Annotated in this window: 10 protein-coding genes and 1 pseudogene (1 of these 11 cut by a window edge); 9 read left to right on the top strand and 2 right to left on the bottom strand. The window is 65.7% G+C overall.

The features are described from left to right. Positions 1-524 (bottom strand): annotated as a pseudogene (gene asnS, locus V8V93_RS10475) (asparagine--tRNA ligase) (it extends 843 nt beyond the left edge of the window). Positions 525-677: 153 nt separating this feature from the next. Between asnS and ftsY the strand changes: the two are divergent. The 3 genes from ftsY to V8V93_RS10460 all read left to right on the top strand — a co-directional run bounded on the left by ftsY (position 678) and on the right by V8V93_RS10460 (position 4,454). Beyond that, entirely contained in the window at positions 678-2,072 is a 1,395-nt protein-coding gene (gene ftsY, locus V8V93_RS10470; protein WP_338666625.1) for a signal recognition particle-docking protein FtsY, read from the top strand. 27 nt (positions 2,073-2,099) lie between these two features. Then, the gene (locus V8V93_RS10465) at positions 2,100-3,560 is read left to right on the top strand and encodes a 30S ribosomal protein S1 (protein WP_338666624.1); all 1,461 of its coding nucleotides are present in this window, start codon (positions 2,100-2,102) and stop codon (positions 3,558-3,560) included. A gap of 192 nt (positions 3,561-3,752) precedes the next feature. Then, positions 3,753-4,454 (top strand): substrate-binding periplasmic protein, encoded by a 702-nt coding sequence (locus V8V93_RS10460; protein ID WP_338666623.1) that lies wholly within the window; start codon positions 3,753-3,755, stop codon positions 4,452-4,454. 23 nt (positions 4,455-4,477) lie between these two features. Here the strand turns inward: V8V93_RS10460 and V8V93_RS10455 are convergent, their stop codons facing one another. Next, positions 4,478-5,305, bottom strand: a complete 828-nt coding sequence (locus V8V93_RS10455; RefSeq protein ID WP_338666622.1) for an RluA family pseudouridine synthase — start codon at positions 5,303-5,305, stop codon at positions 4,478-4,480. Positions 5,306-5,424: 119 nt separating this feature from the next. Here V8V93_RS10455 and V8V93_RS10450 point away from each other — a divergent pair, with 119 nt between their 5' ends. The 6 genes from V8V93_RS10450 to lhgO are packed head-to-tail and all read left to right on the top strand — an operon-like array spanning position 5,425 to position 15,033. Continuing rightward, a complete protein-coding gene (locus tag V8V93_RS10450) occupies positions 5,425-6,411 on the top strand; it encodes an ornithine cyclodeaminase family protein (RefSeq protein ID WP_338666621.1) in 987 nt (328 codons plus the stop codon). A gap of 2 nt (positions 6,412-6,413) precedes the next feature. Beyond that, on the top strand, positions 6,414-7,298 hold the full coding sequence (locus V8V93_RS10445; protein WP_338666620.1) for a DMT family transporter: 885 nt from the start codon (positions 6,414-6,416) through the stop codon (positions 7,296-7,298). 3 nt (positions 7,299-7,301) lie between these two features. Continuing rightward, positions 7,302-10,451 (top strand): UvrD-helicase domain-containing protein, encoded by a 3,150-nt coding sequence (locus V8V93_RS10440; RefSeq protein WP_338666619.1) that lies wholly within the window; start codon positions 7,302-7,304, stop codon positions 10,449-10,451. Continuing rightward, complete coding sequence (locus tag V8V93_RS10435) at positions 10,452-13,379, top strand: PD-(D/E)XK nuclease family protein (protein WP_338666618.1); 2,928 nt, start codon at positions 10,452-10,454, stop codon at positions 13,377-13,379. 8 nt (positions 13,380-13,387) lie between these two features. Beyond that, positions 13,388-13,831, top strand: coding sequence for a PPC domain-containing DNA-binding protein (locus V8V93_RS10430; protein WP_338666617.1), 444 nt, complete (start codon positions 13,388-13,390; stop codon positions 13,829-13,831). Between the two features lie 5 nt (positions 13,832-13,836). Continuing rightward, positions 13,837-15,033: an L-2-hydroxyglutarate oxidase gene (lhgO, locus tag V8V93_RS10425; RefSeq protein WP_338666616.1), complete on the top strand. Its 1,197-nt coding sequence runs from the start codon at positions 13,837-13,839 to the stop codon at positions 15,031-15,033. Positions 15,034-15,070 lie beyond the last annotated feature (37 nt).

Below are 15,070 nucleotides of genomic sequence, written 5' to 3'. Positions count from 1 at the left end.
ACGCGGAACATCTCGCCCGCGCCCTCGCAGTCGCTGCCGGTGATGATCGGCGTGTGGACGTAGAAGAAGCCCTTGTCCGCGAAAAAACGGTGCACGGCCTGGGACAGACGCGAACGCATGCGGAACATGGCCCCGAATTTATTGGTCCGGGGACGCAGGTGAGCGATGGAGCGCAGGAACTCGTCCGAGTGGCGCTTCTTCTGCAAGGGGAAGGTCTCCTGGTCCGCCTCGCCGATGACCTCGAACGTCTTGCCCCGGACCTCCCACTTCTGGCCCTTGCCGGGAGACTCCACCAGCTCGCCCGAGACCGCCACGGAGGCACCGGTGCCGGCCCTGTCCAGGGCGGCCTCGATGTCCGGGGTGTGGTCCACGATGACCTGGATGGTGCCCAGGCAGGAGCCGTCGTTCAGGGCCAGGAAGGAAAAGCCCTTGTTGTCGCGCTTGGAGCGGACCCAGCCCTTGATGCAGATGTCATCCACCGGGGCCTGTGCGTTCAGCGCGTCGATTATCTTGGTTCGTTTCATGAATTCGTCCTCTGGGTGAATTTTTTTCTCGCTCTTAGCCGCTTGGCCGCATAATGGCAACACGTGTGGGGCAACATCATCTATTGCCACCTACACCGAGGTAGGCTATTAACTACGCCCGGACTGACAACGTAATCAATATAAGAGGCCCTGATGGGATTTTTTAGCAAACTGAAAAAGGCCTGGGCAAGCCCGGAAGACGCGGCGCAGCAGGCCCTGGACGAATACAAGCGGGAAAAGGGGCTGGACCTCGACGAGCCGGCAAAGGCCGAGCCCGCGCCCGAGCCCGTATCCGAACCCGCGACGGCGCCCGAGGCCCCCGCAAGCGATGTGGCAGCGCCCACGCCCGCCGAGGACTGGCAGGCCGGGCTGACCCTGGCCCTGCGCCAGGCCGAGCCCCGCCTCTCCCAATGGCTGAATATCATCGTCGAAGGCGTGGACCGCAAGGGGCAGACCCTCTGGGACCGGCTGGGCTTCCTGTTCAAGGCTCTGGGCGCGCCCGACGCCGAGGCGCACGACTTCATCGCCAAATTCGAGGCCTGGCTGGACGACATGGGCTACGACGCCGTGGCCGACTTCAAGTCCGAACTGCAATACCGTCTGGCCCTGGCCCTGGACCTGGAGGACGAAGAGGACGAACGCGACCGGTTGTTCCTCAAACTCTCCGAGGGCATCTCCAAGACCCGCGAACAGATTACCAAGCGCATTGACGGCCTGCTCTCCGCCCACTCCTCCCTGGACGACGACTTCTGGGAGGAATTCGAGGAAATCCTGATCATGGCCGACGTGGGCATGGAGGCTGCGGGCCAGCTCATGGACAACCTGAAGGCACGCGCCCGCAAGGCCGGGACCGACAACCCCGACGACTTCAAGGATATCCTGCGCGAGGAACTGGAAGACATCTTCAAGGTTCCCAAGCGCATCGAGGCCGTGAATCCGCCCGAGGTGCTGATGATGATCGGCGTCAACGGCGTGGGCAAGACCACGACCATCGCCAAGCTGGCCTACCGCGCCCAGATGCAGGGCCGCAAGGTGCTCATCGCCGCGGGCGACACTTTCCGGGCCGCGGCCATCGACCAACTGCGCGTCTGGGCCGACCGCCTCGGGACCGGCTTCTTCGCCAAGGCCGAGGGCTCCGACCCGGCCGCCGTGGCCTATGAAGCCATGGACAAGGCCGTCAACGAGGGGTACGACCTGCTGCTCCTGGACACCGCCGGGAGGCTGCACACCAAGGCCAACCTCATGGAGGAGCTGACCAAGATCAAGCGGGTGCTGGGCAAGAAGCACGAGGGTGCGCCCCATCGCAACATCCTGGTCATCGACGCCACCACCGGCCAGAACGCGCTGAGCCAGACCAAATTGTTCAATCAGGCAGTGGGCGTGGATGAAATCATCCTGACCAAGCTGGACGGCACGGCCAAAGGCGGCGTGGTGGTCGCCGTGACCCTGCAGAACAAACTGCCGATCACCTTCGTGGGGCTCGGCGAGAAAATGGAAGACCTCCGTCCCTTCGACGGCAAGGATTTCGCCAAGGCCCTGCTGACTTAACCCTTTTACCCAAACGGTAGAGACAACGTGTCCGAAGAATTCAAAGAGCGTAATGGCGTGGAAGAAGGCGAAGAGTCCTTCGCCGAACTGTTCGAACAGTACAGCGAAGGTGGCGGTGACGACCTGTCCATAGGCGACAAGGTGACCGGCACCGTCATCCAGGTGGGCGAGAACACGGTCTTCGTGGACACCGGCACCAAGCTGGACGGCATCGTCGAACGCGAGGAACTGCTGGACGAGGACGGCAACTGCACCGTGGCCGAAGGCGACAAGGTGGAGCTGTACGTGATCGGCAAGGACTCCAGCGGCATCAAGCTGTCCCGCGCCATCTCCGGCATCGGCGGCCTGGCCATGCTCGAGGAGGCCAAAGCGAGCGCCCTGCCCGTGGAAGGCAAGGTGGAGTCCACCTGCAAGGGCGGCTTCAACGTGACCGTCCTGCAGCGCAGGGCCTTCTGCCCCGTGAGCCAGATCGACGCCCGCTTCGTGGAAACCCCCGAGGAATACGTGGGGCAGACCCTGGAGTTCCTGATCACCAAGCTGGAGAGCCATGGCCGCAACATCGTGGTCTCCCGCCGCTCCCTGCTGGAACGCGAGGCCGCCGAGTCCGCCCAGTCCTTCGTCAGCGAGACCAAGGTGGGCGACGAGGTCGAGGGCACCGTCACCCGATTGGCCGCCTTCGGCGCGTTCGTCGAGATCATGCCCGGCCTGGAAGGGTTGGTGCACATCTCCCAGCTCGGCTACGGCCGGGTGGGCCATCCCGAAGAAGCGGTCTCCGTGGGCCAGAAGGTCCGGGCCAAGATCACCCGGCTGGAACACGACGACAAGGGCCGCCTCAAGATTTCCCTGTCCATGAAGGAGCTGGCCCAGGACCCCTGGGACACCCTGTCCGCCACCTTCGCCCCCGGCGACATCGTCACCGGCAAGGTCGTCCGGCTGGCCGACTTCGGGGCCTTCGTGGAGATCGCCCCCGGCGTGGACGGCCTGGTCCACGTCTCCGAGATGAGCCACATCAAGCGCGTGAACAAGCCTTCGGACATGGTCAAGGAAGGCGACGCGGTCTCGGTCAAGATCAAGTCCATCGATCTGGAAAAGCGGCGCATCAGCCTGTCCATGAAGGACGCCGAGGGCGACCCGTGGGCCGACGTGGCCGACCGCTACCAGGCCGGCCAGAAGGTCGAGGGCGTGGTCGAAAAGCAGGAGCAGTTCGGCATCTTCATCCAGTTGGAACCCGGCATCACCGGCCTGCTGCCCAAATCCGTCATCGCCCGTTCCGAGAAGCCCGCCGCTTTCGAGAAGCTGCGCGCCGGGGACACGGTCGAGGTCGTCGTAGGCGAGGTCAAGGCCGGGGAGCGCAAGATATCCCTGTCCACCGGCGACGCCCGCGAGGACGGCGACTGGAAGGAATTCGCGCCCAAGCGCAAGGCCGATACCGGCTCCATGGGGCTGCTCGGCGCCAAGCTTCAGGAAGCCTTGGACAAGAAAAAATAACGCGGCCCGGCCGCGAGACAAACGGACCCGGCCTCCCCAGGAGGCCGGGTCCGTCGTTTTTTACCCGTTCCTATTTTCAGATTTTTGGTATAGACTGGGCCAAGTTCGAGGACTCCCATGAGATGCCGACTTTGCCTTATCCTGATTATCTTGCTGTTGTTCCCTGCCCAGGCGTTCGCAGTGGACGTGAACGTGGCTACATCCACGTATTGTCCCCTGGCCTGCGAACTCGCCCAGGCGCCGCACGACGGCATTATGCACGAGGTCCTTCGGAAGGCCTTCGAAGGCACGAAGTATCGCCTGATCTTTCATGAAATGCCCTATGTCCGGGCCATCCGCGACACCCTTGACGGACAGTACGACGCCATCACCTACGCGGGCACGGCCCAGACCGAGGACTTCGTCTTCGTACGCAATTTGGACATGATCAACTTGATCCAGTTCGCCACCCGCGCCGACAGCTCCTGGCGATATCGGGGCGTCGAGTCGCTGAACGGCATCCGCTTCTCCATCCCCAAGGGATTCAGGACCGGCAATCCCGAAATAGACGACTATCTGAACCGCTACGAGCGGGACCCGGCACGGATCAGGATGAACTCCTGCGACAACCCGACCATGGCCCAGTGCTCCAACCTCGAGTGCCTGCTCAACGACCGCATGGACGCCATGCTGGTGGGCTCCCTGGCCTTCCGCTACATAACGCAGCACGAAGGCGTGGCCGACCGCGTGCGGGTGAACCCGGAACCGGTGGCCATGTTCTACAACCGCATAGCCTTCTCGCCCCGCTGCCCCGAGGGAGCGGAACTGCGCGACATGGTCGAGAGGAAGATCAGGGAGATGCGGGCCTCGGGGGAACTGAAGAAAATCTTCGACTATTACGGGATCAGCCCCTGAAACAGGACCGGCCCCGGCCGGAATCAGAAGAGCGGAATGGCCTCGGCCTGGAAGCCGGGCATCTCGATGCGCTGGTGCTGGAGCATCAGCCCGCGCGGGCTCTCGCCCCCGCCGTACAGGGGATCGCCGATGATGGGGTGGCCGATGGAGGAGAGATGGGCCCGGATCTGGTGGCGCGCGCCCTTCATGATCAGGCAGCGCACCAGGGAGGTCCCGGCCGCGTTGTCGTGCGACAGGGCCGTGACCCCGGTCCAGCGGCGGGAATCCGGATCCGGCTCGGCCAGCACGCGCGTCTTTTTGCGGTCGTCCGTGTCGAGCCTGTTGCGCACGGAAACGATGCCGTCGAGCCGCCCCCGCACGCGGGCCAGATAGAATTTCTTGATGGCCCCTTCGTCCTCGTATTCGAGGTACGCCGCGCGGGCCTCGGGGGTCAGGGCCACCAGCAGCAGCCCGGAGGTCAGGTTGTCCAGACGGTTGAGCAGCACGGGTTCCCGGTCGGGAAACAGCTCGGCCAGAGCGCCTTCGGCGCTGGGTTCGTCCCTGCCCGCGATGGCCGCCGAATGCACGCCGCCGGGCTTGTTCACGGCGGCGAAGCCGTCTTCCCACTTGACGATTCTCAGGCCCAATTCATCCGCTGTCGTCATCGCCCGCGCTGCCCCCATTTCCACAGATTGTCCGGTCCGGACCTTATAGCCGGGCTTCCTGGCCCGGCCGTCCACCAACACGCGCCCTTCCTCGCACAGCCTACGCCGCAGGCGCAGCCCGGAGCCGGGCATGACCGCCTCGAGGACCCGGTCCAGGCGGCTGCCGTCGCCGGACGCGTCGATGCTGAACGTCCCCTCGAAAAACATGGCCCGAGCATACGCGCAAGCACCTTCCCCGGCAAGGGTTTCCGGTTGCGTTGACAAGAAAATTGAAGCATCCTGGCACGAAGTTTCAACTCAACGGATTGCGTCGCAAAGGAAGCGGAATGGGTTCGGAAGTTCGCGTATTATCGGCAGGGGAAATGGACCGGCTCGGCATCGCCATGGCCGAGGTCATGGACGCGGTGGAGGCCGGGTTCGCGGCCCTGGGCAAAGGGCTGGGCAAGATGCCCTCCAAGATCGGGGTGCACCCGCGCGCGGACAGTTTCATCCACGCCATGCCCTGCTACCTCGGCGGCCACATCGACCGCGCCGGGGTCAAATGCATATCCGGCTACCCGGCCAACCCGGCCAAAGGGCTGCCCTACATCTCCGGGGTCATGATCCTGAACGATCCCGAGACCGGCCGGCCCCAGGCCATCCTGGACGCGGCCCGGCTCACGGCTTGGCGCACGGGCGCGGCGTCGGGGGTCTACGCCCGATACTTCGGCGATCCCAAGACGACCTGCGTGACCATCGTGGGCACCGGCGTGCAGGGCCGGACCAACCTCCTGGCCATGAAGGAGGTCTTCCCGAAACTGAACGAGGTCCGCTGCTGCGGCGTCCGCGAACCCTCGGTGCAGCGCTTCATAGACGAGATGGCCCCGGAGCTGCCGGACGCGGTCTTCTCCCTGCACACCGACATCGAGACCGCCGTGCGCGGCACCGACGTGCTGATCACCTGTACACCCATGGTCGAGGAGCCGGACCGGCCCGTACGCCGAAAATGGCTCAAGGACGATTGCCTGGTCATCGCCGTGGACTACGATGCCTGCGTGAACGAGGATGTCTTCCGGGGCGCGCACTTCACCTGCGATTACCGCGAACAGTACGTCCTGACCCAGAAGTCGGGCACCTATTTCCAAAATGGCTACCCCGGCCCCAGAGACATCGACGCGGACCTGTGCGAAGTCTGCGCGGGCAACAGGCGGGCCTTGCGGGAAGGCCGCCGGGGGGCCGTGCTCATGGGCATCGCCGCCCACGACGTCATGGCCGCCGCCCTGGTTTACGAGCGCGCCGCCCAAACCGGCGCCGGAACCTTGGTCGAGTTGTAGCCATGGCCGGATTCCTCTATGTGCTGGCCGCCGCATTCATGTGGGGCGTCATCGGCGTATTCACCAAATTCGTCTTGGCCGAGGGCGTCAGCGCCCTGGAAATCGCCTTCTGGCGGGCCGTGTTCGGCTGGATGTTCTTCCTGGTCCACGCCGCCGTGGCAGGGCAGCTTCGGGCGCACCGCTCGGACCTGCCCGCCCTGCTCGGCTTCGGGGTCATCTGCGTGACCCTGTTCTACGGGGCGTACCAGATCGCCATCCGCGACGTGGGCATGGCCATGGCCGCCGTGCTGCTGTACACGGCTCCGGCCTGGGTGGCCCTGCTCTCCCGGCTGGTCCTCAAGGAGGAGATGACCCTGGTCAAGGCGGTCTGCGTGACCATGACCATCCTCGGCGTGACCTGCATCAGCCTGGGCCCCAAGTTGATGAGCGGCTCGGCCATCGACCTGAACCTCTTCGGCCTGGCCGCCGGACTGGTTTCGGGCTTCACCTACGCCCTCTACTACATCTTCGGGAAGAAATTCCTGTACCGCTATCCCACCCCGACCATCTTCGTCTACGCCCTGCCCTTCGGCGCGCTCCTGCTCCTGCCCTTCATCCACTTCGTGCACAAGTCGCCCGAGGCGTGGCTGCTCTTGATCGGCATGGCCCTGGTCACCTCCTACGGCGCGTTCTCGGTCTACTACGCGGGCCTCAAGCGCATGGACGCCACCCACGCCTCGGTCATCGCCACCTTCGAACCGCTGGTCGCCGCGGTCCTGGCCTACGCCCTGTTCGGCGAGAAGTTCTCCCTGCTCGGCTACGCGGGCTCCTCCCTGATCATCGCCGCCGTGCTCATGGTCGTGCTGTCCGGCTCGCGCGGCCGCAAGGCAGTGCGAAGCGAGGCCTAGCGGATGTCCGAACTGCGACAAGTCAAGGCCTCGGCGGGCTCGGGCAAGACGTACCAGTTGACCCGCCGCTTCCTGGCCCTGCTGGATGCGGCGGGCGAGGACACCCCGTTCGTCTGCACCAACCGGCCGGGCCGTGGATTCTCCTGGCCCGAAATCATGGCCGTGACCTTCACCAACAAGGCCGCCGCCGAGATGAAGGAGCGCGTGGTCGGCGGACTCAAGGCGAGCGCACTCGGCATCGAGGAGGACCCGGCCTGCTCCCCGGAGACCGCCCGGACCACGGTGGGCGCGATCCTGCGCCGCTACCACAGGCTGAACATCCGGACCATCGATTCCCTGCTGGTCCTCCTGCTCCGGCTCTTCGCCCTGGAGTTCGGGGTGCGCCCGGACTTCGAGATCATCTTCGACGAGCGCGAACTGTTCGACGCGGTCTTCGACCACTTTCTGGCCCTGTGCGAAGCCGACAAGGAGGCCGCCGGGCTCCTGGACGACGCGGTGGGCACCCTTATCCGCCAGGAAGGTCGTAACGGCTTCTGGGTCCAGGACACGGTTCGCGACCGGCTGCGCGAGCTGACCGGCTGCGTCGAGACCCGGACGGGCGACCTGCTCACGGACCAGGCGGCCATCGTCGAGCTGCTCGCCGCCGAGCACGCGGCGCTCATGAAAAGCGTGGAGCGCATGCGGGAGCTGCTCGACGCGACCGGCCTGCCCGTCCACGCCAACTTTCCGAAACTCCTGGCCAAGTTCGACAACCTCGGCCTGTTCGACGCGCCCGAGACCAAATCCGCCTACCTGTACAAGGCGACCCTGTACGAATTCGTCAACGCCAAGGGCAAGTCCATGGTGGACGACCTGGCCGAGGGCGTTTACGCCCGCTTCAAGGAGGCGTGCGGGCACTACGCCGCCGTACACGCCACCCTGGCGGGGGCCTATTTCCTGGCCCCGGCCATCGACATCGCCCTGCGCCTGGAAAATGGGCTGGAAGAGCTCCAGCGCAGACAGGGCATGGTCCTGAACAGCGGCGTGGCCGGGCACGTCATCGAACTCCTGGCCGACGGCGGGGCCGTGTCCGAGGCCTATTGCAGGCTGGGCTGCCGGTTGCACCACCTGCTGGTGGACGAGTTCCAGGACACCAACCGCGACCAGTGGCGGGCCATCACCCCGCTGGCCGGGGAATGCCTGGGCAAGGGCGGCAGCCTGTTCTTCGTGGGCGACGTCAAGCAGGCCATCTACGGCTGGCGCGGCGGGGATTCCGCCCTGTTCGACGAGGTCATGATTCAGCCCGAGATCGCCGGACTGGTTGAGCGCCCTGTGGCCGAGAACCTGCCGGACAACTGGCGCAGCCACCGCAACGTGGTCGAATTCAACAACGAATTTTTCTCCAACCTGGAAGACAGGGACCAGGTCGCCGACCTGGCCGACCGCGTCCTGCCCGATGCGGACGCCGCATTCCGCGCCGACTTCGCCGGGCAGCTCATGCGCAGCTTCCGCGACTGCACCCAGTCCCTGCCGGACAAGCACAAGGACACCGGCGGCTACGTGCGCATGGAGCGGATCGAGGGCGGCGACTCCGGCGAGATCGAGGAGCAGACCCTAAAACGGCTCGACGCGCTCATGGACGATCTGACCGCCCGGCGCAGCTACCGGGACATCGGCATCCTGGTCCGCTCCCACTCCCATGCCTCCCTGGTCTGCGACCTGCTGGTGCGCAAGAACATCCCGGTCATCACCGAGAACTCCCTCCAACTGGACCGCCACCCCGTGGTCCGGCAGTTGGCCGGGTTCCTCGGCTTCCTGGACTTTCCCCGCGACGACTCGGCCTTCCTGGCCTTCATCGGCGGGCACGAACTCTTCCTGGCCGAGTCCGGGCTGCCCGAGGCCGAGTTGCTGGACTGGCTCATCCAGCCGCGCAAACGCCCGCTGGGCGTACAGTTCCGCGAGGACTTCCCCGAACCGTGGCAGCGGCTCATCGAACCCTTCTACAACCAGTCCGGGCTGATGACGCCCTACGACCTGACCATGGAGGCCGTGCGCGTCTTCCGGGTCCTGGAGCGGCACCCCGAGGCCGAATTGTACGTGCGCCGCTTCCTGGAGGTTATCCACCTGGCCGAAGAAAACGGCTACGGCTCCCTGTCAGCCTTCCTGGAATACTGGGAAGAGAAGTCCGACCAGGAGAAGGTTCCCCTGCCCGAAAACATCGACGCCGTGCGCATCATGACCATCCACAAGGCAAAGGGGCTGGAATTTCCGGTGACCATCGTGCCATTCCATCACTGGAAGACCGACACGGACCGCAACTTCACGGTCCAGGAATACAAGGGACACAACCTGCTCGTGCCTTTGAAGAAGGACCTGGGCCGCCCTTACCAGGAAAGCCTCGGGCGGGCCGTGCGCGAGCAGCTCGACCTGCTCTACGTGGCCTGGACCCGAGCGCGCGAGGAGCTCTACGGATTCTACCCCGAGAAAACGCGGGTCTCCAACCCGGTGGTCCTCAAGGCCATGGACCAGTTCCTGGAACTCGATGACGACCACGTGTTCGAGCGGGGCCACACCCCGGCCGAGACGCACCCGTCGGAACAGGCCGCCCGGCCCGAGCCGCGCGCTCTGGTCCCGAACGATGGCAAGGCCGACCTCATGGGCTGGCTCCCCCGGCTCCGGGTCTACCGCCACAACCTGGACGACTATTTCTTCAACGAGCGCATGCGCGGCGAGGTGGCCCACCGGGTCATGGAACACATGCTGGTCACCGGCGACGATGCGGCTGATATCGAACGGGCCATGATCCTGGCCATCCAGGACTTCCCGGAATTGGATGCGCTGCCCGACGCGGACCGGGAAAAGCTCGGCCGCGACCTGCGCGCCATGGCCGAATGGGCGCTCGGCGACGACCGGCTGCGCGACTGGCTGGCCGCCGGGGAGCGCGAACCCGAGGTCCTGACCCCGAACGGCGAGTTCAAGCGGTTCGACCTGCTCGCCACCGGCCGGGAAACGGTCGTCGTGGACTTCAAGACCGGCCGCCCGGACCCGCACAACGAGATTCAGGTCCGCGAATACATGGACATCCTCGCGGCCATGGGCGGATACGGCCCGCCGCGCGGCTTTTTGGTCTACCTGGACCTGCACGAGATCCGCGAAGTCGGAAGGGAGGCCTAAATGCAACCCGTACTCCTCGTTCCCTGGCAGATCGATTTCATGCCCGTGCTGGCCGACATGGTGGCCGAATCGGACAATCCCGGCAAGCTGACCATACTTTTCCCGCACAACCGCCCGCGCCGCCACCTGAAAGGGTTGCTCGCCGCGCACCCGGCCATGCGAAAGCCCGCGTTCATGCCCGAGATGACCTCCATTGCGGACTTCGTCTCCGGACTGCACCGCCACCTTTCGCCCGCCCCGCCGGTCAGGGCCAACCAACTCGACCTGGTGGAGATGCTGCACCGCGTCGTCGCGGACCTGCGCGGGCGCAAGGGCAGCCTCCTCTCCCGCCTGCCCGAACTCGACCGCGAGGCGTTCCTGCCGTGGGGCATGCTGCTGACCCGGCTCATGGACGACCTCCTGCGCCAGGACCTGGAGCCCCAGGACCTGGAATACATGGAGGGCGAGGTTTCGGCCTATGCCGCCGGGCTCCTGGAGCAACTGCGCGCCATCCACCACGAATACCTGGCCCGGCTCGACGCCAGGGGTTGGACCACGCCCGGCCTGTCCGCCCGCTTCGTCCTCGACCACCTGGACGAGGTGGCGGAGGCCCTGGACGGCCGGACCGTGCTGGCCGCCGGGTTCTACGCACTGAGCGGGACCGAGGACCGGCTCTTCCGCACACTCTGGGAGCGGGACATCCTGACCCCGGTGCTGCACTCGGACCCGGCCCTGGCCGAGGGTGGCCGCGCTCACTGGGCCACGGCCGAACACGCGGCCTGGCTCGCCCGCTGGGGTGTGCGTCCGGAGATTCCATTCGACCTGGACACCGCTCCCCACGCCCCGGATATCCGGTTCTGCGAGGGCTACGACCGCCACTCGCAACTGGCCGGGCTGGCCGAGGACATGCGCGCGCTCCACGAGCGCGACTCCCTGGACCGCACCGCCGTGGTCCTGCCCGACGAGGGCGCGCTCCTGCCCGTGCTGCACATGCTCCCGAGCGTGGCCCCGGACCTGGAGCCGAACATTTCCATGGGCTATCCGCTGGCACGCACCTCCCTGGCCCGGCTCATCGAAACCCTGCTGGTGCTGCGGGAGAACCGCGCAACGGACGGCCGCTATTACTGGAAGGACGTGATCGCCCTTATCCGGCACCCCTACCTGCGCCTGCTCGGACCGGAGGACAAGCCGCTGCGCACCGTGTTCCACCTGTGGGAGGCCACCATCCGCAGGGGCGAGAAATTCATCGATCCCATGGCCTTTGCGCCGGAATGGGACGGCGACGCCCTGAAAGATGTGGACCGGTCCGTGGCCGAGCCGCTGCTCAGGGAAATCCTGGACCGCTGCCTGACCGCTTTCGAATCCGTGGACACCCTGGCCGACCTGGGCGAGGCCCTGGCCGGGCTGGCCGCCATGCTCCACGCGCGCGGCGATCGGCTGTGGCATACCTATCTCATGGACGCCGAGTGCCTGTTCCGGCTGACCAACTCGGTCATCCCGCAACTCAAGAGCGCCGAGACCTGCTTCGAGCCCCTGGGGCAGTCCACCCTGCACTCGTTCCTGCGCCGGTTGCTCGACCAGGAGCGCGTCTCCTTCGAGCCCGACCCCCTGACCGGCCTGCAGGTCCTGGGCGTGCTCGAAACCCGGCTGCTCCACTTCGACAAGCTCTTCGTCCTCGACGCCGTGGAGGAGCGGCTGCCCGGCACCAACCCGTTCGACCCGCTCCTGCCCGATCCGCTGCGCAAGCTCCTCGGCCTGCCCGACGCCCGCGAGCGGGACAACGTCTCGGGCTACAACTTCTACCGCTTGCTCATGGGCGCAAACGAGGCGGTCATCTACTACCAGAACGGCGTCCAGCCGGGCGTGCTCGACGGCAAGTCGGTGCGCAGCCGGTTCGTGGAACAACTCTTGTGGGAACGCGAACTGGAGGCGAAAAAACTCCTCACGCCCGAGGACGGTGTGGTCCGCACCGTGACCTTCCCGGCCAGTTCCCTGCCCGCCGGTCCGCCGTCGGTTCCTGCCACCGACGCCGTGCGCCGGGCCCTGACCGAATTCCTGACCGCCAAGGGGCTCTCGCCGTCCGGCCTGGACGCCTACATGAGCTGCCCCAAGCGGTTCTTCTACCAGTATCTTTCGGGCGTGCGCCCGGTGGACGCCGTGGACGAGGACGGCGACCGCAGCGAATTCGGCTCCCTGGTCCACGACGTGCTCAAGGAATTTTTCCTGCCCCATATCGGGACCGGCGAGGACCTGGCGGCCCTGGACCCCGCCCCGCTGCTCGCGGCCTTCAGCGAGACCTTCCGCGCCGGACCGCTGTACGCCCGCCTGCCGCTGGACACGCGCATGGCCCTGATGGAGGCCGGACGCTACCGGCTGGAAAGGTTCGTGGCCGCGCAGCAGCCCGCCACGCTCCTCGGCCTGGAACAGCCCCTGGAGACCGTGCTAGCCGCGGGCGGCCTGGCCATTCCCTTCAAAGGCCGCATCGACCGCGTGGAGCGGCGCGAACAGGGCGTGGTCATCCTCGACTACAAGACCGGCGGCGCGCAGCTCCCCAGAGCGCGCTTCTGGAACGACATGGAACTCGAGGACCGCATGGACGGCTTCCTGGATGGTGACCTGGACCCGGATCTGCTCCCCGACCTGGACAACGCCGTGCGCTCGGTCCAGCTCCCGGCCTATCTGCATCTCTACGCCGAGGCCACTGGGGAGTCCCCGGTCAACGCGGGGCTGATCAAGCTGGGCGAGAACGGCAGGGAGCAGTTGCTCTTCCCGGCCAAGTGGACCGAAGAGGAAGTGGACGATGCGGTGGACGACACCGCCCCGCTCCTGGTACGGACATTGGTCCACCATATGCTCACGGCCTCCCGGTTCGACCCCCGGCCCGGAGACCGCTGCAAGTGGTGCGATTTCACCAAACCGTGCGGGCAGACCCCGCCCAAGGACAAATAGGAATTCCCATGCAGTACAGCCAAGGCAATGTGGGCAGGGTCTTCACCCTGCGTCTGGAAGACGGCGAGCGGCTCCCGGACTGTCTCGAACAGTTCGCCAAGGAACACTCCATTCAAACCGCCCTGTGCACCCTCATCGGCGGCGCGGACCAAGGCAACGTGGTGGCCGGCCCCAAGGACGGCAAGGCCCCGGTCATAGACCCGATCCTCTGCCCGGTGCACGGCGCCCACGAGGTGCTCGGCCTGGGCACCCTGTTCCCGGACGAGTCCGGCGCCCCGATCCTGCACATGCACGCGGCGCTCGGCCGTGACGGCGAGACCCTGGCAGGCTGCATCCGCCCCGGCCTGGACGTCTGGCTGGTGGGCGAGGTCGTCATCATGGAAATAGAGGACACCGGCATGCTGCGCAAAAAGGACCCCGAGAGCGGCGTGGCCCTGCTGACCAAGGCATAAGGTCCATGTACAGCGCGCACACCGTCATCTGCGGGGCGGGCATCCTCGGGCTGACCATCGCCCGCGAGCTGCTCAAGGCCGGCTGCGACGACGTCATCCTCTTCGACAAGGAACCGGCTCTGGGCAGGCACGCCTCGGGCCGCAACAGCGGCGTGCTCCACGCGGGCATCTACTACGACCCCGGCACCCTGAAGGCCAGGATGTGCCTGGAAGGCAACCGGCGCATGCAGGCCTACTGCGAGGAGCGGGCGTTGCCCCTGTTCAAGTCCGGCAAGGTCATCGTGGCCCGCACCGAGGACGAGCTGGACACCCTCGACGAACTGGAGCGCCGCGCCACGGCCAACGGCGGCGTGGTCGAGATGATCGACAAGAAGCGCCTGGCCGAGATCGAGCCCAACGCCTTTACCGTGGACCGCGCCCTGTACTCGCCCCAGACCAGCGTGGTCGACCCCAGGCGCATCCTTTCGGCCATGCGCGAAGAGCTGGAGACCAGCGGCAAGGTCCGCTTCTTCTTCGACACCCGGTTCACCGGCACGGCCGGGCCGAACAGGGTCGCGACCTCCCAGGGCGACATCGGCTACAAGCTGTTCATCAACGCGGCCGGCGCCTACAGCGACAAGGTGGCACAGGCTTTCGGCATCGGCGAAGACTATCGCCTGCTGCCCTTCAAGGGCATCTACCATGTGCTCAAAAAGCCCGCTGCAGACCGCATCAAAGGGTCCATTTACCCGGTCCCGAACATCAAGAACCCGTTCCTCGGCGTGCACTTCACCCGTAGCGTGCACGGCGAAGTGTACGTCGGCCCCACGGCCATCCCGGCCTTCGGGCGAGAAAACTACGGCATCCTCAAGGGACTGGACGGCGAAGTCCTGAACATCCTCTTCCGCGACATGCGCATGTTCATGGAAAACAAGAAATTCCGGACCATCGCCCTAGAGGAGCCACGCAAATATTTCTTCAAGCACTTTTTCAACGACGCGGCCAAACTGGTCAAGGAGATCGCCCCCGAAGACATGCTCCCCTCGGCCAAGGTGGGCATCCGGCCCCAGCTCGTGAACATCCGGACCAGCCAACTGGTCATGGATTTCGTCATCGAGGAAGCCGAACACAGCGTCCATATCCTCAATTCCATATCCCCGGCCTTTACCAGCTCCATGTATTTCGCCGAACTGGTGGTCAAGGAGCACGTCACGGCTTCGTAACATCTATTTGAAACATTCGTTTATCTTGACTTGATCC

The sequence above is a fragment of the Pseudodesulfovibrio sp. 5S69 genome, assembly GCF_037094465.1.
GTDB lineage: Bacteria > Desulfobacterota > Desulfovibrionia > Desulfovibrionales > Desulfovibrionaceae > Pseudodesulfovibrio > Pseudodesulfovibrio methanolicus.
The sequence above is the reverse complement of the archived record's forward strand: the minus strand, read 5'-3'. Positions and strand labels throughout refer to the sequence as shown.